Origin of the sequence: Arthrobacter zhaoxinii (genome assembly GCF_025244925.1) — a bacterium.
GTDB classification, from domain to species: domain Bacteria; phylum Actinomycetota; class Actinomycetes; order Actinomycetales; family Micrococcaceae; genus Arthrobacter_B; species Arthrobacter_B zhaoxinii.
Genome location: NZ_CP104275.1, coordinates 1,495,653 through 1,512,809, shown reverse-complemented (window position 1 = coordinate 1,512,809; position 17,157 = coordinate 1,495,653). Strand labels below are relative to the sequence as shown.

Sequence of the window (17,157 nt, the reverse complement as noted above, 5' to 3'; positions counted from 1 at the left end):
CGGATTGGGTGGCAGCCTCAGTGCGGGCCCGGTCCATGGCGCAGCGGCGGGTAGGCGCCGGCACGTGCCGTGAACTGTCCACGCTGCCGGACCTGCCGGCTGCCGTCGAGTCGCTCGAGGGGTCCGTGTACTCCGACCAGCTCTCCAGCGCCCGCACGCTGAGCTCCGCGCAGCAGGCGACCCGGCGGACCGTGCTTTGGCAGCTGCGCGTCCTGGCCGGCTGGCTCCCTGCCGGCGGTACGCCGCTGGTGCGGGCGGCAGCGGCACGGTTCGAGGCGGACAACATCCTCGCCCTCGCCGCCGCCCTCCGGGCAGGCCCCGGCACCGCGGTCGGCCCGGCCGCTCCGGAGCCGTCCGCCTCCGCGGGCGTTGCCGCCACGCCGGCGGCCGCTCCGCCCTCCGCCGCTGCCTTCGACCTGGGCGGCCTCGCCATGGCCTGGCCTCGGCTGCGCACCGCAGACTCCACCGAGACGCTGTTCGCGATGCTCGCTGCCTCCCCGTGGGGGGACCCGGATACCGAAACGGCGCTGCCGGACCTGCTCACCGCCGTCTGGCTCCGCCGGCTGGCCTCAGCCGCGCCGGCGGCACGCCCGTGGGCTGTGGCCGGTGCCGTGCTGACCGCAGCCCGTCTGCTGCTGGTGGATCGCATCCGGCCTCCGGACCGGCTGGTGTCCCTGCTCCGCCCCCTGATCGGCACCGGCTGGACCGAAGCCGCCTCGCTGGCAGAACTGACCTCTGCCCTGAGCCCCGCGGCAGGCCGGGTCCTGGCCGAGGTGCAGGAGCCGCACGAACTGTGGCAGGCCGAAGCCCGCGTCGCCGCACAGGTGGAAGCAGACGGCTTCAACCTGCTGCGGGCCGGACTGCCCGGTCCGGACGTGGTGCTCGGCGCCATGGTGGTCCTGGCCGCGGATGCCTGGCGGGTCCGGGCCGCACTGGCCGCGGCGGCTGCAGGATTCGGGAGAAGCGAGGTGCTGGATGCCGTGGCGTGAAACCCTTAGCCCGGTCCGGATGGACCGCATTGCCCTGGTCTGGCCGGCCGATGCCGCCCGCCCCGTGCTCACCGAGGTGGCCGCCAGCGCCGCCGTCGAACTGGACCTGCCCTACGAACCCGGCAACGGCCCGGAGGAACTGGACCGCGCTGCGGACGCCGCCGTCGTGCATGGCCCCGTGGCCGGGCTCGTCGGCTGGTCCCCCAGCCGGCAGCTGCCGGAACTGCGGAAGGCCCTGGAACCGCACGGCGCTTCCGCCGTTCCGCTGCGCCGGCCCCGCGGTGTGCAGCCGCCCACCCAGCTCACCGGGGAGGAACGACGCCGGCCGCGGCTGTCCCGGCTGCTCGTGGACACCTACACCACGGTCCCGTACGCGGACCTGGACCCGGCACGGATAGCCGCAGTGGCCTACGTCGTGATGTTCGGAATGATGTTCGGCGACGCCGGACAAGGCGCGCTGCTGGTGATCGCCGGACTGCTGATCCGGTTCCTTCCGGCGCCGTGGCTGGACCGGTACCGCAAAACCTGGCTCTTCATCACCGGCGCGGGTGCCGCCGCGGTGTTCTTCGGCGTCCTGTACGGGGAGTTTTTCGGCCCCACCCATGTGCTGCCCGTGCTGTGGCTGGAACCGCTCGAAGAACCCATTCCGCTGATTGTCGCCGCCCTGGTGCTCGGAGCGGTGCTGCTGGCCGGGTCCTACGCGCTGGGCAGCATCAACCGGGTCCGGGAAGGCGGCTGGGGCTATGCCCTGTACGCCCGCTCCGGGTTGGCCGGGGCGCTGCTGTTTACCGCCATCGGGCTGGTGGCCTGGGGACTGCTGGCGGGCAGCCCGGTGATCCTGGTGGCCGCCGGAACCGTGGCGCTGGTTGCCCTGGTGCTCATCTTCATCGGGTTGTTCGTGGAATCCGGCGGCGGTCCCACCGGCGGACTGCAGGCCACGGTGGAGCTGGTGGACACCGTGGTGCAGCTGGCATCGAACCTGGTGTCCTTCACCCGCCTGGCGGCGTTCGGGCTCACCCATGCCGCCCTGATGATGGTGGTCTGGCAGGCGACAACCGCCATCTGGGAACCGGGGTGGCGGATCATTCCCGCCATCCTGATGTTCGTGCTGGGCAATGTGCTGACCTTCGCCCTGGAAGGCCTCGTCGCCGGTATCCAGGCCCTGCGGCTGGAGTACTACGAGCTTTTCTCCCGCGTCTTCACCGAGGAGGGACGCCGCTTCCGGCCCTGGGCCCCCGACCTCGGTGCGGCCTCCACCTCCCCCGCCGCGGCCTCCGCCGTTCCCGCTGCCTCCGCCCTTCCCCCTGTTGAAAGGCACCTGCCGTGAATCCCTGGTTTGCCGTCCTTCCGCTGGTCCTGATTCTCACCGTCCTGCTGGCCGGAGGTGCCCTGGCCCTGATGCGCCGCCGGCGGCGGGCCGGAGTCCGCGCACTGCTCGGGCTGAACGCCTTCCTCATGGCCGGGGCGCTGGCGCTGCTGGTCTCTGCACTAAACGCAGCCCCGGCCACGGCGGGCAGCGGCGGTGCCGCGGTCACCGCTGTCGCTGCCGCCACCGACGGCAGCGACAGCAGCGGCGCCGCCCTGCTCGGCGCCGCGATCGCCGTCGCCGGATCCTCCATCGGCGCAGCCATTGCCGTGGCGTACACCGGTTCAGCCGCCCTGGCGGCCATGAGCGAGCGGCCGGAAATCTTCGGACGGGCCATGGTGGTGGTGGGCCTGGCAGAAGGCATTGCCATCTACGGACTGATCATTTCCATCATCCTCATCGGCCAGGCATGAGCCGCCGGGAGGGAACCGTGGCCGCGGTGGGCAGCCCGTCGCTGCTGGAGGGCTACCGGCTCGCGGGGGCCGGGCTGTACCCGGCCGCCGGGGCAGCGGACGTGCGGGCGGTCTGGGCGGGGCTGCCCGATTCGGTCTGCATTGTCCTGCTCACGCCCGACGCCGCGGCGCATCTGAGCGACGAACTGGCGGATCCGGCGTCGCCCCTGACGGTGGTGCTGCCTTCATGACCCGGTTGCCGCAGGGTGCCGAGACAGCCCTGGAGCCGGTGCGCCGGGCACTGCAGCAGGAAGCCGAAACGGCGGTGGCCCGCTCCGATGCCGAGGCACGGCAGCAGGCAGCGGACCTTCTGGGCCGGGCCCAGGCAGAGGCGGACACCATCCACCGCACCGCGCAGCGGGAAGGTGCAGAGGCCGCCCGCGCCGAAGCTGTGGCGTCCTCCGCCCGTGCCCGCCGGCAGGCCCGCCGGACGGTGCTGGCGGAGCAGGAGCATCTGCGCAGCCTCTTGGCCGAGCATGTGCAGAACCAGGTGCGCGAAGTGCGGCGGGACCCGCGCTATCCGCAGATCCTGCGGAGGCTGACCGCGCAGGCGGACCGGATCCTCGGACCAATGGCCTCAGTCACCGAAAGCCACAAGGGCGGCGTCATCGGCACCGCAGGCTCGCGGCGCCTGGATTTGTCGCTGTCCACCCTGGCCGAGCAGGCACTCGAGGACCACGCCGGGGAGGTGCGGCGGTTATGGCACGACGCGTGAGGACTCCGAACCCCGCTGAAACAGCAGGCAGCGGCCGGATCACCCGGGTCAGCGGACCGCTCGTGGAAGTCAGCGGGCTGCCCGGGCTGTCCATGCTCGAGGTGGTCAACATCGGGCCCGACGGCATTGCCGCGCAGGCGGTATCCATCAACGGAGACGAAGCCACGCTGCAGGCCTACGAATACACCGGCGGGCTGAAGGCCGGCGACCGCGCCGAGCGGACCGGACACCAACTGGCCGGACTGCTGGGGCCGGGGCTGCTGGGCACGGTCTTCGACGGGCTGCTGCGTCCGCTCTCCTCCGCTCCCCTGTGGCTCACGCAGGAGCGGCAGAGTTCGGCCGAAGACCCGGCGGTGCTGGAGACCCTGTGGGAGTTTGCGCCCTCGATCACGGTCGGCGACACCGTGCGGGCCGGTCAGGTCCTCGGGACCGTTCCCGGAGTGAGGACGGTCGAGTTCCGGGTGCTGGCACCGCCGTCGGTCTCCGGGGAGGTGACGTGGCTGGCCGAAGGCAAGGTCCGCCCGCTGGACCCCGTGGCCCGGATCGGCGGCCTGGAGGTGCCCCTGGCGCAGCGCTGGCCGGTGCATACCCCCCGGCCCTTCGGCGAGCGCATCACCGACGTGGTGCCGCTGCAGACCGGGCAGCGGGTCCTGGATCTGCTGTTCCCGGTTCCCCGCGGCGCCGCGGCCGCTGTCCCCGGCGGCTTCGGCACGGGCAAGACCCTCACCCTGCAGCAGATCGCCAAGTGGTCCAACGCAGACGTGATTGTCTATGTGGGCTGCGGCGAGCGCGGCAACGAGATGGCCGACGTCCTCGAAGGACTCTCCGGACTGGACGACCCCCGCACCGGCGGCAAGCTGATTGACCGGACCGTCATCATCGCCAACACCTCCAACATGCCCATGATGGCCCGGGAAGCCTCCATTGCCACCGGCGTCACCGTGGCCGAGTTCTTCCGCGACATGGGTTACGACGCCGTCGTAATTGCCGATTCCACCTCCCGCTGGGCCGAGGCGCTGCGCGAGTTCGCCAACCGCAACGGCGACCTCCCCGCGGAGGAAGGCTATCCGGCCTCCCTCGCCAGCGAACTGGCCGCGTTCTACGAGCGGGCCGCCCGGGTGCGCACCCTGGGCGGGGCGACGGCGTCGGTCACCGTGATCGGGGCGGTCTCCCCTCCCGGCGGGGACATGAGCGAACCGGTCACCACCGGCACCCAGCGCTTTGTCCGTTCCCTGTGGCTGCTGGACCGGGACCTGGCCTACTCCCGGCACTACCCCGCGGTCAGCTGGCGCGGCTCCTTCTCCCGCGACGCCGAGTCCCTGGGCCGCTGGTACGCCGCCCACGGGGATCCGCAGTGGGCGCAGCGCCGGGCGCAGGCCTCCCTGCTCCTGGCGGAGGCTGACCGGCTGACCGCCCTGGCGGAAATCATCGGCGCTTCCTCCCTCCCGGGACACGAGCAGATGGTCCTGCTGGGCGGGCGGCTGCTGCGTGACGGGGTGCTGCTGCAGAACGCGCTCAGCCCCAATGACGGCTACAGCTCGGCCGGGAAGGGCGCCGCCCTGCTGCAGGCCGTGCTGGACGTGGTGGAAACCTGCCAGACCCTCGTGGCGCGCGGAGTGCCGCCGGCCGACGTCGACCGTTACGACTTCACCCCCGTCCTGCGCCTGCGCGAGGACACCGGGCCCACAGATGCCGCCGGTGTGGAGGAGCGCGGCCGGGCCTTTGTGCGGCGCCTGACCGAGACCCTGGACCAGCCAGTGACAGGAGATGCGAATGGCTAGCAGCAACCGGGCGCGGGTGGGCCACAGCGATGTGCGGGAACTGCGCGGACCGCTGCTGGTCCTCGGGGACACGGAGGGCGTGGGCTGGGACGAGTTCGCCACGGTCGACGTCGAAGGCTCGGCCCAGCGGCACGGGCTGGTGCTGGAGGTCGACGGTGACGAAACCACCCTGCAGGTACTCGAAGGCACCGAGGGGATGGCGCTGGGCGGGGTGGAAGTCCGGTTCTCCGGCAGGCCACTGGCGGTGCCGGTGGGCACCGGGTGGCTGGGCCGGGTCTGCAACGGGCGGGGTGAGCCGCTCGACGGCGGTCCGCCGGTCACTGCGGAGACCAGTTCACCGGTGAGCGGCTGGCCGCTGAACCCGGTGTACCGTGAACCGCCGCAGGACCCGGTGATTACCGGCATTTCCGTGGTGGACGCCCTTACCACCCTGGTCCGCGGGCAGAAGCTGCCGATCTTCTCCATCCCCGGGCTGCCGCACCTGACCCTGGCCACGCAGATCGCCGCGCAGGCCACCGTTTCCTCCGGGCGGGCCTTCCGGGTGGTGTTCGCCGCCATGGGGATGACCCACGCCGATATCGCCTATATCCGCGACCGGCTGGAGGAACGCTCCGCTGCCGGTGAACTGGTGCTGCTGCTGAACGCCGCCGACGATCCGGTGATCGAACGCATCCTCACCCCGCGCATTGCCCTCACCATCGCGGAGTCCCTGGCCTATGACGACGGGTCGGACGTGCTGGTGGTGATGTCGGACATGACCAGCTACGCCGAGGCGGTGCGTGAGGTGTCCGCGGCCCGCCGGGAGATCCCAGCCCGGCGGGGCTACCCGGGCTACCTCTACAGCGACCTGGCCACGCTGTACGAACGCTGCGGACGTGTCCGGGGGCGGGAGGGGTCGGTGACCGTCGTGCCGGTGCTGACCATGCCCGCCGGGGACATCACCCACCCGGTGCCGGACCTGACCGGTTACATCACGGAGGGGCAGGTGGTGCTCGACGGCGACATCGACGCCCGTGGCATCTACCCGCCGGTGGACGTGCTCTCCTCGCTGTCACGGCTGATGCGCAGCGGCGCCGGCCGGGGCCGGACCCGGGAGGACCACCTCGACGTCGCGGCCCAGATCCTCTCCGCCATGGCCCGCGCCCGGTCGGCAGCGGAACTGGCCGAACTCGTGGGGGCCGCCGCGCTGAGCGAAACCGACAAGGCGTACATCGAGTTCCGGACCGTCGTGGAGCGGGAACTGCTCAACCAGGGACGGGACGAGCTGCGCACCCTGGAGCAGACGCTGGGCCTGGCCTGGCAGGCGCTGTCCCTGCTGCCGCGGCGTGAACTGACCATGCTGTCCGGCGAGTTCCTGGACCGGTACCTGCCGTGAGCGGGTTCCGGTCCGGCGGCAGCCGGGCCGAGCGGTCCGAAGTGCAGCGGCGGCTCGCCACGGCCCGGCGCGGAGCCGAGCTGCTGGACCGGAAGCAGCGCATCCTGCAGGCGGCCATCGACGGACTGCAGGAGCAGGCTGATGCCGGCATCCGTGCCTGGGAGACCGCGGCCCGGACGGCAGCGGTGTGGCTGCAGCGCAGCACCGGGCTGGACGGTGCGGACCGGCTGCTGGAGGCCGCGCCGCCGGACCCTGCCGTCGCCGTCGTGCAGTGGGGCGGGGCCATGGGAATCTCCTATCCCGAGTCTGCGTCCTGCACGGTGCCGCCAGCCCCGCCGCCGGGAGGCAGTTCCGCCCTGGCGTATACGGCAGCCGCACACCGGACGGCACTGGAGGCCGCCGTGTCCGCTGCGGCCGGGCAGCGGGCCCTGCTGCTGGTATCGGAGGAACTCGCCGCCACACGCACCCGGCAGCGGGCCGTGGAGAACCGGTGGATCCCCCGGTTGGAGGAACAGCTGACCGCCATCGAACGCCGGATTGCCGAACAGGAACTGGAGGAGAGCCTGCGGCTGCGCTGGGCCGCCGGGCTGATGTGAGGGCGGAAGGCCAGGGTTAGGTCCTGCGGCGTGGCTGGAGTAGATTCATGCGCGTCAGCACAGCGCAGGGGGAAGGAAACATGGGGCTCTTCACACGCAGGGATTCTCCGTCGGTACACCCGATCACGGGGTTTTGGCAGTGGTGGGCCTCAGAGGGATCTGCGCGGTTCACCGCGGCGGCGGACAGCGGAGAATGGGGCAGTCTTTCCGCTGAGATGGGCGAACAACTGGCTGCCGTCCATCCCGATCTGGCCTGGGACACCGGCGCCGGACGGAGAGCCCGCCATCTGCTGGCCGTCAGTTCCGACGGGGATGCGGTTCTGCGCCGGATTGCGGAACAGTGGCTCCGTGCGGCTCCGGCGGCAGACGACGCGTGGGAATTCGCGGCCGCCCGGCAACCCGTTCCCGGTGTCAGCGGCCAGGCCCTCATGATCGACGGTTATCGCCTGGATGCCGGTGATGTCCGTTTCCGTATTTCGAAGGATCCCGGCGGGCAACGGCTCAACCTCGAGGTGCATCATCCGGTGTTCCCTGACCTGCCCGAAGGCGTCCCGCTGCAGGTCTCCTTCCTGATCCTCGACTGGATTCTCGGTGAGGACGGAGTGGAACGATGGGTGGGTGCCGTCGATACAAGCACCAACGGAGCAACCGCAACGGCCACCGCGTCCGATCTTGCTGCAGCGGCCAAGGCTCTCGCGGACCGGGAACGAGGCGGAACCTGGGTCCTGATGGAGGCCTTGACGCCCGCAGGGGAACGGGTCATGGCCAAAGCCCGACGGCCGCTGCGCTGGATCGATTACCCGATGTTCGACCTCCACACCGAGGTGCGCCTCACCTACAGCGATTACCAGGACGACGGCCTGCCCACGCAGGCATCCCTGGACTTCCTCCGCCGAGCCGAGGACGGGATCTCTGCCGCACTCGGAACCCGCGGGATCCTGGTGGCCCAGGAGACGGCAGCCGGCACGCGCGTGCTGCACTATTACTCCGACTCCGAGGACCAAAACAGCGGCGCGGTAATCGAGACTGCGGCCCGTGCTGCCGGCGGGGACACCCGGCACCTCCCCGACCCGGGCTGGAAGCACATGCGGAAATTCTCCTGAAGAAGCGGGTCAGGGCCTAAACGCCACGGCGCGTACCGGCGAGCCGTCCAGTCCCTCCAGCCGCAGGGGCAGCGCCGAGAACCACGGTTCCGGCACCGGCACCGCGTCCAGGCGAGTCAGGTTCTCGACAATCCCGCCTCCGGCACCCAGAAACACATCGTGGAACGGCAGGAACGGTCCGCCCTGGGACTGCCCTGGGTCCGCCGGTCCGGGTGTCGGATCCGGGTTGAGGGTATCGACGCCCACCAGCCGTACCCCGGCCGCCACCAGACGCTCGGCGATCCCGGCATCGAAGGTCGGATGCTCCAGGTAGGCGGGCGTATCGAAGTGCCGGGACCAGCCCGTGGAGAACAGCACGATGGTTCCGGGCAGCAGGTTTTCCAGCTGTCCGCTCACGTCTTCCCAGCGGAGGACGGCATTGGCGGCAGGCTCGGGCAGAGTAACAATCCGCGCCGGACCCATCAGGGACTCCAGCGGCATCGCGTCGACTGCCGCGCCGCCCTGCACGGTGTGCAGCGGCGCATCCAGATGGGTTCCGGAGTGGCTGCCCAGGTGCAGCTGCGCCACGGCGAAGCCGTCCGCAGCCACCGTGGCGGCGCTGCGCAGTTCCACGGACGGGTCGCCCGGGAACACCTGCATTCCGGTGCTGACCGGATGGCTGAGGTCAACAACCTGCATCGGCTAGACCGCTCCGCCGGCTGCGGCTGCCGGGGCGGTCTCGCTCAGGTGCAGGGACTGCGGCCGGCCCGAAACCACGCGACCGGTCACCGCACACCAGCCGAGGTAGAGCACAAAGGTAACCGCGAAGGTGGGGATGGTGGCTCCGAGCGGACTGGGCAGCACATAGGTCAGCAGCACGGAGGCACCTGCACCCACCAGCCAGGCCGCCAGCGCCGCCGCGTTGACACCGCTCCGGAACCAGTACCGGCCCCCGTCGCCGCGCAGGATGTCCGCGCTGTACGAACGCTTCTGCACTACGTAATAGTCAGCGATCATCACCGCGAAGACGGGGATGAACAGGGCGCCGATGACGGTCAGGAAGGAGGTGAAGCTGTCCAGCAGGCCCAGCCAGGTGGAACCGAGGATGGACACGGCACCCAGTACGAGGGCCGTGGGCAGGAAGCGGATCCGCCGGGACGGCACCATGTTCACCACCGAGGAGACCATGCCGTACACCACCATGGTGTTGGTGGCCATCACGGACAGGAAAATCACCACGGCCAGCGGTGCACCGAAGATCCCCACGATCAGGGCCGGATCGAAGCCCACCGCCTCGCCGCCGTCGAGCACCACATAGCCGATGGCGGTGGCGCCCAGCGCCATGGCCAGAACCGTCGAGACCACGTAGCCGACGGCCGAGCCGGCCACACCGGCGGTCTGCGACTTCGCCAGCCGGTTGAACTCGGCGGAAAGGACGGTCCAGGAGATGGCCGTGGCAATGACGACGTCGAGCACCGAGATCGCGGACATCCCGGCCTCGGCGTCCCGGGGAATGGCGGCGAAGTCCGACACCGGGAATTCCCGGAACGCGACCGTGAAAACGTAGGCCATGATGGCCAGGATGACCAGCGCCAGCCAGGGCTCTACCCGGGCGATGCCCTTATGGCCGAAGATGGCCAGGGCCACCACCAGCAGCTGGCAGAGCACGGAGAAGAGGACGGGGCTGGAGAACCCGCTGGCGCGTTCCACCAGGAAATTCACGGTCACCCCGGCAAGCATTGCCTGCACCCAGCTCCAGCCCATGAGGATGACCACATTCGCGGCCACGGGCAGGAACGAGCCGCGCAGTCCGAAGGACCCCTTGGTCAGGGACATGGTGGGCAGGCCGGTGCGGGTGCCCATGTTGCCCACCAGCACCAGCACGGCGCCGCCGATGAGGGTGCCCAGGACGATCATGCCCAGGGCCATGGGCCAGCTGACGCCGGGAACGAAGAGGGTTCCGGTGAGCAGGGTGGTGACCACCAGGTTGGCGGCCAGCCAGATCATGCCGATGCGCCCGACGCCGAGGGTGCCGCGGAGCGGCCCGTAGCCCTCGGCGTCCTTATCGAGGCGGCGGGACAGACGGGTCCAGGCGGACGGCTGCGCGGCTGCGGACATCGGATCCCCTTAGGCGACGACGACGACGGGCGTGGCGCCGGCGTCGGCACCCGCATCGGCAACGGCGGCGGCACCCGCATCGGCCGGCTCGAGACTGAAGCCGGGGTCCGGCACCGGGGAAAGATGCTCGTGGACTGCCAGGATTTGATCCCCGGACCGGGTGAAGACGATCGTTTCCCGTTCCCGGGTGGTCTCCGTGGCACCGGGAGTGCCTGCCGTTGTCAGCACCGTGTGGCTGAACACCGCACTGGTGCCGTACACCTGCACATGCGCATCGGTACTCTCACACGCCGTGACGGACCAGCCGTCGGCGAGCCAGAATGCCCAGAGCGCCTCGTATTCGGCCCGGCTTTCCAGCCGGGCCGGTTCCGTGTGGAAGACAAAGGTTGCGTCCGGAGCGAACGCGGCGAAGTACTCGGCCGTGTCCGTGCGCGCAAAGGCGGCGACCAGGCGTGCCGCTGCTTCGAGGACGTCGTTTTCGGACAGGGACCGGGCCGGAGTGGGGGTATCCATGGGCCAGCCTTTCAGAACGGGCTGCGCGCAGCCTCAGTGGGTGGGGGTGCTCTTGAAGTACGCTCCATGAAAACAACTGGTGCGTATTAGAAAACCTGCTCCAGTTTGAAGTGAGCCGGGTCACGTGTCAAACGCCCGGTGTAGATAAGCTTCCTCCTATAGGAGGTTGGAATATGACATCAAACACCAGCCATGACCGCACACCTGACAAAGCCCGCACCGACCTGGGCCGCCTGGACCACCCCGGGGCCCGTCACGAGGCGGCTGCAGCCAAAGAGATCCAGGCGGTTCCGCCGGGGTTCAGCGGAGCCACTCCCTCGGAAATTGCCGCCCGTTACGCCGCAGGCGACATCGACCGTGCCGAAATGATCCGCCAGCTCTCAACGTGGCCCTATGCCAAAAAGCAGGACTCAGCCAAACAGCTCGCAACGGAATGGAAAGCCATACTTCCGCCGGAAGAGCGGGGAACATTTGATGAGGTGGCAGAAGCCTTCGATAGAGGCCTCATCGACGCCGAGGCTTACGACACGATCCTGGAAGCCTCGGACTAATTTCACCTGATGCCCAATGCGGGTGCCGCCCCGTGCCGCCTACAGCCGGAAGCCTTCGTCCAGCCGCTCGATGATGGTTACGTTCGCCTGGCCGCCGCCCTCGCACATGGTCTGCAGGCCGTAGCGGCCGCCGGTGCGCTCGAGTTCGTGCAGCAGGGTGGTCATGATCCGGGCACCGGTGGCCCCGATGGGGTGGCCCAGGGCGATGCCGCCGCCGTTGACGTTGACCTTGCCCATATCCACCCCGAGTTCACGCTGCCAGGCGAGCACCACTGAGGCGAAGGCCTCGTTGATTTCGAGCAGGTCCATGTCCTCGATGCTCATACCGGTGCGCTTCAGCGCATGCCGGGTTGCCTCGATGGGTGCGCTGAGCATCATGACCGGATCATCTCCGCGGGCGGAAATGGAATGGATCCGGGCGCGGGGCTTCAGCCCGTAACGGCGCACCGCGTCCTCGGAAGCGACCAGCAGGACGGCGGCGGCGTCGGAAATCTGCGACGAGGTGGCGGCGGTGAGGTGCCCGCCCTCGGCCAGCGGCGCCAGGGTGGCAATCTTCGCCCGGTCCGGATCCCGGGGACCCTCGTCGGCTGTCACACCGTTCATAGGCAGGATTTCGCGGTCAAAGCGGCCTTCGGCCTGGGCGGCGATGGCGCGGAGGTGGGATTCGACGGCGAAGTCCTCCATCTCCCCGCGGGTCAGCCCCCACTGCTTCACCATCATTTCCGCGCCGACGAACTGCGAAATCTGCTGGTTTCCATAGCGCTTCTCCCAGCCCACAGAGCCTGCAAACGGGTTCGGGAAGCCCAGTTCCTTAGCCGCGGAATTGGCGAAGGACAGCGGGACGGAGGACATGCTCTGCACGCCGCCGGCAATCACCAAGTCGCTGGTACCGCTCATGACGGCCTGCGCCGCATAGGACACGGCCTGCTGGCCGGAGCCGCACTGACGCTCCACAGTGGTGCCGGGAACCCGTTCGGACAGCCCTGCCGCGAGCCAGGAGGTGCGGGCAATATCCATGGCCTGCGGTCCCACCTGGTCAATGGCACCAAGGATGACCTCGTCATATTCCTCGGAGTCGATCCCTGCACGCCGGACCGTTTCGGCAATCACGTGGGCTGCAAGGTCAGCGGGGTGGATGGTGCTCAGCCCACCCTTGCGCTTGCCGACGGGAGTGCGGACGGCGTCGATGATGAACGCTTCAGCCATTTCAGGGCCTTTCGTCGTTGTAAGGCGGGGAGCGGACCACGGACCAGGTGTCCGAAGCCGCTGCGTATGTGCCGTGCACCACAATAGGCGATTCGCACGCCCGGGTAACCAGACCGGCGGTATGACTCCCGGGTCCAATCTAAAGAACCCTTGCTAAAGATTCCTTTAGCATCTAGCCTCAGTCCATGACTTCGACACCGGACCCGGCGGATACCGTCCCGAAGCAGCACGCGGCCACCCCGGGAGCGTCCGGCGAGCAGGTGTTCGCCGATCCGGTGCAGATCCGCGCCCTGGCCCATCCGGTCCGGCTGGAACTGCTCGGGCACCTGGACGACGTCGGCACTGCGACGGCGACCGAGTGCGCCGCAGCGATCGGCGAATCCGTGGCCAGCTGTTCCTACCACCTGCGCATCCTGGCCAGGCACGGCTTCATCGAACAGGTCCAGCGGCAGGGGCGCGAAAAACCGTGGAAGCCGGTTTCGCTCCACCGGTCCCACGTCATCGATCCGGAAGCACCCGGCTCCGTGCACGCGGTTTCAGCCGTGGCCGCAATAGAGGTGGACCGCCAGCTGAAACGGATTCAGTCCTGGCTCCGCCGCTCCCCCGCGCTTCCCCCGGAAGACCTCGAGGTCTCCACGGTGCACGAGGCCCGCACCTACGCCACGCACGAAGAGATCCTCCAGCTGCGGGAAGAGCTGTGGCATCTGGCCCAACGCTTCGAAGGCCGCTGGGAGAACCCGGAACAGCGCCCCGAAGGAGCGGTTCCGGTCCGCCTGTTCTCCGTCCTCAACGTGGATCCGGGGCAGGAGTGAACCCGGCGGGGCCGGTGACCGGCACCAACCGTGACGTCCTGCGAGTCCCCGGGTTCCGCAGACTCGCGCTCGCCTGGGTGTTCTCCAACTTCGGCGACTCGGTGCTGTTCCTGACTGCAGCCATCTGGGTCAAACAGCTCACCGGCAGCGACGCCGCGGCGGGCCTCGTGTTCGCTGCTCTCGGCCTGCCGGCCCTGCTTGCCCCCTTCACCGGCCGCCTCGCGGACCGCTACCGGCGCAGGCCGCTGCTCATCCTGAACAACCTGGCCGCCGGCGTCGTCGTCCTGGCCCTCCTGGCGGTCCGCGACGTCAGTTCCGTCTGGCTGGTCTACACAGTGATACCGGTGTATGCCGTCAGCTCATATATCACCGGCGCCGCGCAGTCCGGGCTGCTGCGTGACCTCCTGGATACCCGCCTGCTCGCCCCGGCAAACGGCATCCTCAGCAGCATTGACCAGTCGCTGCGCATCGTCTCGCCCCTGGCGGGAGCCGCGATGCTCGCTCTGTGGGGAATGGATCCCGTGGTGCTGCTGGCCAGCGGCTGCTTCCTCACGGCGGCACTGGTCCTCGCCACCCTGAAACTCGCCGAAACGGTCCACCTGCCGGATGCGGCGGAGAGTTTCTGGCACAGCACGACGGCGGGCATCCGGTTTATGGCCCGGCATCCGCTGCTCGGCCGCGCCCTGTTGACGCTGGGCATTGCTATCGGCGCCACCGGAATCCTCAACGTGACCGTCTTCGCCACTGTGGAGCAGGGGCTGGGCAGGCCGCCGGAATTTCTCAGCATCCTGCTGGGGGTGCAGGGGGATATGGCCGTTCTGGGCGGGGTCACGGCGAGCCTGGTGATCCGGCGGATCGGAGTGCGCTCCTGCATGGTCCTCGGCGTCATCCTGCTGTCCGCAGGCGTCCTGGGCACCGCGCTTACCATGCTGCCGCTGGTCCTCGCCGCCGCCGCTGCAGCGGGCGCCGGTGCCTCATGGCTGATCATCGCCTTCGTCACGCTGCGGCAGACCGAGACCCCGCCCGGCATGCAGGGCCGGACCGCAGCGGTGACGCAGGTGATGGTGAACCTGCCGCAGGTCGCAGCCTCGGTGATTGCGGCGGTGCTGATCGGCGTCCTGCCGTACCAGGTACTGGTCACGGCCATGGGTGCCGGCTGCCTGCTGGCGGCGGCACCCCTGCTTTCCCGCCGTGCGCGGTTGCACACCCCGGATGCCACGGACAGTGACGACGGCAACGCAGCCGCGGTGACGACGACGACGGCACCCGCCCCGCCGTCATAGCGTCCCGTGGGCGGCGGGTAGAATGAGAAAGCTGTGTTCTGAGCAGCCGGCTGCCGGGTACCACGCAGTTCCACCCACCGGCAGTTCCATCACCAGAGTCTGAAAGCAGCGGAGTGTCCCAACAGGTTTCCACCCCCGTCAGCGCCACCGCCACCAAAGAGATCGTTCGGGAGTCCGCCCGCCGGCGCACCTTTGCCGTGATCTCGCACCCCGACGCCGGTAAGTCCACGCTCACCGAAGCGCTGGCCCTGCACGCCCGGGTGATCGGCACGGCCGGTGCCACCAACGGCAAGGAAAACCGCCGCGAAACGGTCTCCGACTGGATGCAGATGGAAAAGGACCGCGGCATCTCCATCAGCTCCACGGCCCTGCAGTTCGCCTACCGCGACACCGTGATCAACCTGCTGGACACCCCCGGCCACGCCGACTTCTCCGAGGACACCTACCGCGTCCTCGCAGCCGTCGACTGCGCCGTGATGCTGGTGGATGCTGCCAAGGGACTGGAAACCCAGACCATGAAGCTGTTCGAGGTCTGCCGTGCCCGGAACCTGCCCATCATCACCGTGATCAACAAGTGGGACCGGCCGGGCCTGGATCCGCTGGCCCTGATGGACGAGATCACCGAACGCACCGGCCTGGAGCCGATGCCGCTGACCTGGGCCGTGGGCATTGCCGGCGATTTCCGCGGCGTGTGGGACCTGCAGAAGGACGAATACGTCCACTTCGAACGGCAGAACTCCGGTGCCTCGCTGGCCAAGGAAGAGCACTTCAGCCCCGAAGATGCCCTGGCCCGCGAAGGTGACGTCTGGACCGATTCGCTGGACGAAGCCGAACTGGTCATCGACGGGCGCGAGTTCGACCGCAACAAGTTCCTGGACGCCAAGGCCACCCCCATCCTCTTCTCCTCCGCAGCCCTGAACTTCGGCGTGAAGCAGATCCTGGACGCACTGGTGGACCTTGCGCCGTCGGCCTCCGCCCGCGAGGACAAGGACGGCGGACTCCGTCCCGTCGAGGCGCCGTTCTCCGGCTTCGTCTTCAAGGTGCAGGCCGGCATGAACAAGGCCCACCGCGACCACGTGGCATTCATCCGCGTCTGCTCCGGCATCTTTGAACGCGGCATGGTGGTCACGCACTCCAATACCGGCAAAACGTTCGCCACCAAGTACGCCCAGCACCTGTTCGGCCGCGAACGCGAAGTCATTGACCAGGCCTACCCGGGCGACGTCGTCGGGCTGGTCAACGCCTCGGCCCTGCGGGTGGGTGACAGCCTCTATGTCGAGGAACCGGTGGAATACCCGCCTATTCCGTTCTTCTCCCCCGAACACTTCCGCGTGGCCCGGTCCCAGGACCCCAGCCGCTACAAGCAGTTCCGCCGCGGCATAGACCAGCTCGAGCACGAGGGCATCATCCAGGTGCTGCGCTCGGACCGGCGCGGCGATCAGGCTCCGGTCCTGGCCGCCGTCGGCCCGATGCAGTTCGAAGTGGTCGAGGACCGCATGACGCAGGACTTTAATGCGCCCATGCGCTATGAGCAGCTCTCCTACTCGCTGGCCCGGCTCACCACGGCAGACGCCGCCGAAAAACTCAGCAACGTACACGGCGCCGAAGTGCTGGTGCGGACCGACGGCGCCTTCGTGGCCGTGTTCAACGATGTCTGGGCACTGCGCCGGGTGGAAAAGAACCACCCGGACATCAGCCTGACCGTCATCGGCACCGAATCACCCAACAGCCGCGGCTACTAGGCGCTGCAACTCCGGTTCCGGCACCTTCTGCGGCGGCTACTCGGTTTTCGCGGGGCTCCCGGACGCACCGTTCGGTTCCAATCTGCGCTAGCCTGCCCGCATGACACGTAAAGGGATAGCAGCATGCTGCCTGGTGCTGGCTGCCTCACTGCTAGCGGCGGGTTGCGGGAGCGGCACGGGTGCGGAGCCTGCTGCTTCCCCGGATCCTGCACTGCCGGCCCACTCTGCCCCGGAGATCGAATGCGGGGGCGGCACGGACGCCGGGCCGGCGGAACCGGCGGAGGAGTTTTCACCCGTGCTGCCGGCCCAGCCTGTCCCCCCGGGCGAGCCGCTTCCGGACGAGGCTGCCGCTCCCGACGAGGCTGCCGCGCCGGATGATGCCGCCCCGGAGGCAAGTGGTTCTGATCCCTGCGCACTGTCCGTCTCCCGGACGGCAGAACCCGGCGAGGCTGCCGACGCGTTGGAGTACTGGACGCCCGAGCGCATGGAAAGCGCCATCCCCGAGATGCCTACCGTGGACAGGTAACGCCCGGAGACAGGCGGGGCGCCCGATCCCGGGCACCCCGCCTTTCGGTC

Annotated in this window: 18 protein-coding genes; 14 read left to right on the top strand and 4 right to left on the bottom strand. The window is 69.2% G+C overall.

Annotated elements, in window-relative coordinates:
- Nucleotides 1-8: 8 nt before the first annotated feature.
- The 9 genes from N2K95_RS06985 to N2K95_RS06945 all read left to right on the top strand — a co-directional run bounded on the left by N2K95_RS06985 (nt 9) and on the right by N2K95_RS06945 (nt 8,377).
- Nucleotides 9-989 (top strand): hypothetical protein, encoded by a 981-nt coding sequence (locus N2K95_RS06985; RefSeq protein ID WP_260653479.1) that lies wholly within the window; start codon nt 9-11, stop codon nt 987-989.
- The gene (locus tag N2K95_RS06980) at nt 976-2,316 is read left to right on the top strand and encodes a V-type ATPase 116kDa subunit family protein (protein WP_260653478.1); all 1,341 of its coding nucleotides are present in this window, start codon (nt 976-978) and stop codon (nt 2,314-2,316) included. The genes N2K95_RS06985 and N2K95_RS06980 overlap by 14 nt, the downstream gene beginning before the upstream one ends.
- On the top strand, nt 2,313-2,768 hold the full coding sequence (locus N2K95_RS06975; RefSeq protein ID WP_260653477.1) for an ATP synthase subunit C: 456 nt from the start codon (nt 2,313-2,315) through the stop codon (nt 2,766-2,768). The genes N2K95_RS06980 and N2K95_RS06975 overlap by 4 nt, the downstream gene beginning before the upstream one ends.
- Complete coding sequence (locus N2K95_RS06970) at nt 2,765-2,998, top strand: hypothetical protein (protein WP_260653476.1); 234 nt, start codon at nt 2,765-2,767, stop codon at nt 2,996-2,998. Before N2K95_RS06975 ends, N2K95_RS06970 begins: the two co-directional genes overlap by 4 nt.
- On the top strand, nt 2,995-3,522 hold the full coding sequence (locus N2K95_RS06965; RefSeq protein ID WP_260653475.1) for a V-type ATP synthase subunit E family protein: 528 nt from the start codon (nt 2,995-2,997) through the stop codon (nt 3,520-3,522). The genes N2K95_RS06970 and N2K95_RS06965 overlap by 4 nt, the downstream gene beginning before the upstream one ends.
- Nucleotides 3,519-5,303 carry a V-type ATP synthase subunit A gene (locus N2K95_RS06960; protein ID WP_260653474.1) on the top strand — a complete coding sequence of 595 codons (1,785 nt, stop codon included), beginning with the start codon at nt 3,519-3,521 and terminating at the stop codon, nt 5,301-5,303. The genes N2K95_RS06965 and N2K95_RS06960 overlap by 4 nt, the downstream gene beginning before the upstream one ends.
- The gene (locus N2K95_RS06955) at nt 5,296-6,678 is read left to right on the top strand and encodes a V-type ATP synthase subunit B (RefSeq protein WP_260653473.1); all 1,383 of its coding nucleotides are present in this window, start codon (nt 5,296-5,298) and stop codon (nt 6,676-6,678) included. The genes N2K95_RS06960 and N2K95_RS06955 overlap by 8 nt, the downstream gene beginning before the upstream one ends.
- Entirely contained in the window at nt 6,675-7,274 is a 600-nt protein-coding gene (locus N2K95_RS06950) for a V-type ATP synthase subunit D (RefSeq protein WP_255792533.1), read from the top strand. Before N2K95_RS06955 ends, N2K95_RS06950 begins: the two co-directional genes overlap by 4 nt.
- 80 nt (nt 7,275-7,354) lie before the next feature.
- Nucleotides 7,355-8,377 (top strand): DUF695 domain-containing protein, encoded by a 1,023-nt coding sequence (locus N2K95_RS06945; protein WP_260653472.1) that lies wholly within the window; start codon nt 7,355-7,357, stop codon nt 8,375-8,377.
- 9 nt (nt 8,378-8,386) lie between these two features.
- On the opposite strand, the gene N2K95_RS06940 is transcribed toward N2K95_RS06945, so the two are convergent.
- Genes N2K95_RS06940 through N2K95_RS06930 form a run of 3 tightly spaced genes read right to left on the bottom strand, consistent with a single transcriptional unit; the run spans nt 8,387 to nt 10,987 of the window.
- The gene (locus N2K95_RS06940; RefSeq protein WP_260653471.1) at nt 8,387-9,055 is read right to left on the bottom strand and encodes a cyclase family protein; all 669 of its coding nucleotides are present in this window, start codon (nt 9,053-9,055) and stop codon (nt 8,387-8,389) included.
- 3 nt (nt 9,056-9,058) lie between these two features.
- Nucleotides 9,059-10,474 carry a purine-cytosine permease family protein gene (locus N2K95_RS06935; protein ID WP_260653470.1) on the bottom strand — a complete coding sequence of 472 codons (1,416 nt, stop codon included), beginning with the start codon at nt 10,472-10,474 and terminating at the stop codon, nt 9,059-9,061.
- 9 nt (nt 10,475-10,483) lie between these two features.
- The gene (locus N2K95_RS06930) at nt 10,484-10,987 is read right to left on the bottom strand and encodes a YybH family protein (protein WP_260653469.1); all 504 of its coding nucleotides are present in this window, start codon (nt 10,985-10,987) and stop codon (nt 10,484-10,486) included.
- Between the two features lie 173 nt (nt 10,988-11,160).
- On the opposite strand from N2K95_RS06930, the gene N2K95_RS06925 reads away from it, so the two are divergent.
- Complete coding sequence (locus tag N2K95_RS06925) at nt 11,161-11,538, top strand: hypothetical protein (RefSeq protein ID WP_260653468.1); 378 nt, start codon at nt 11,161-11,163, stop codon at nt 11,536-11,538.
- 39 nt (nt 11,539-11,577) lie between these two features.
- Here the strand turns inward: N2K95_RS06925 and N2K95_RS06920 are convergent, their stop codons facing one another.
- The gene (locus N2K95_RS06920) at nt 11,578-12,744 is read right to left on the bottom strand and encodes an acetyl-CoA C-acetyltransferase (RefSeq protein WP_260653467.1); all 1,167 of its coding nucleotides are present in this window, start codon (nt 12,742-12,744) and stop codon (nt 11,578-11,580) included.
- A 185-nt stretch (nt 12,745-12,929) separates the two neighbouring features.
- Here N2K95_RS06920 and N2K95_RS06915 point away from each other — a divergent pair, with 185 nt between their 5' ends.
- From N2K95_RS06915 to N2K95_RS06900, 4 genes are all read left to right on the top strand, one after another.
- Nucleotides 12,930-13,556, top strand: coding sequence for a winged helix-turn-helix domain-containing protein (locus N2K95_RS06915; RefSeq protein ID WP_260653466.1), 627 nt, complete (start codon nt 12,930-12,932; stop codon nt 13,554-13,556).
- On the top strand, nt 13,553-14,839 hold the full coding sequence (locus tag N2K95_RS06910) for an MFS transporter (protein ID WP_260653465.1): 1,287 nt from the start codon (nt 13,553-13,555) through the stop codon (nt 14,837-14,839). Before N2K95_RS06915 ends, N2K95_RS06910 begins: the two co-directional genes overlap by 4 nt.
- A 113-nt stretch (nt 14,840-14,952) precedes the next feature.
- A complete protein-coding gene (locus tag N2K95_RS06905; RefSeq protein ID WP_255792550.1) occupies nt 14,953-16,581 on the top strand; it encodes a peptide chain release factor 3 in 1,629 nt (542 codons plus the stop codon).
- 100 nt (nt 16,582-16,681) lie between these two features.
- Nucleotides 16,682-17,107, top strand: coding sequence for a hypothetical protein (locus N2K95_RS06900; protein WP_260653464.1), 426 nt, complete (start codon nt 16,682-16,684; stop codon nt 17,105-17,107).
- The last annotated feature ends 50 nt before the right edge of the window (nt 17,108-17,157 follow it).

What these genes read in the sequence shown, in the direction of transcription:
- N2K95_RS06900 (WP_260653464.1), top strand. Translation starts at nt 16,682, where the DNA reads ATGACACGTAAAGGGATAGCAGCATGCTGCCTGGTGCTGGCTGCCTCA.
- N2K95_RS06925 (WP_260653468.1), top strand. Translation starts at nt 11,161, where the DNA reads ATGACATCAAACACCAGCCATGACCGCACACCTGACAAAGCCCGCACC.
- N2K95_RS06915 (WP_260653466.1), top strand. Translation starts at nt 12,930, where the DNA reads ATGACTTCGACACCGGACCCGGCGGATACCGTCCCGAAGCAGCACGCG.
- N2K95_RS06945 (WP_260653472.1), top strand. Translation starts at nt 7,355, where the DNA reads ATGGGGCTCTTCACACGCAGGGATTCTCCGTCGGTACACCCGATCACG.
- N2K95_RS06940 (WP_260653471.1), bottom strand. Translation starts at nt 9,055, where the DNA reads ATGCAGGTTGTTGACCTCAGCCATCCGGTCAGCACCGGAATGCAGGTG.
- N2K95_RS06935 (WP_260653470.1), bottom strand. Translation starts at nt 10,474, where the DNA reads ATGTCCGCAGCCGCGCAGCCGTCCGCCTGGACCCGTCTGTCCCGCCGC.
- N2K95_RS06980 (WP_260653478.1), top strand. Translation starts at nt 976, where the DNA reads ATGCCGTGGCGTGAAACCCTTAGCCCGGTCCGGATGGACCGCATTGCC.
- N2K95_RS06930 (WP_260653469.1), bottom strand. Translation starts at nt 10,987, where the DNA reads ATGGATACCCCCACTCCGGCCCGGTCCCTGTCCGAAAACGACGTCCTC.
- N2K95_RS06955 (WP_260653473.1), top strand. Translation starts at nt 5,296, where the DNA reads ATGGCTAGCAGCAACCGGGCGCGGGTGGGCCACAGCGATGTGCGGGAA.
- N2K95_RS06920 (WP_260653467.1), bottom strand. Translation starts at nt 12,744, where the DNA reads ATGGCTGAAGCGTTCATCATCGACGCCGTCCGCACTCCCGTCGGCAAG.
- N2K95_RS06970 (WP_260653476.1), top strand. Translation starts at nt 2,765, where the DNA reads ATGAGCCGCCGGGAGGGAACCGTGGCCGCGGTGGGCAGCCCGTCGCTG.
- N2K95_RS06965 (WP_260653475.1), top strand. Translation starts at nt 2,995, where the DNA reads ATGACCCGGTTGCCGCAGGGTGCCGAGACAGCCCTGGAGCCGGTGCGC.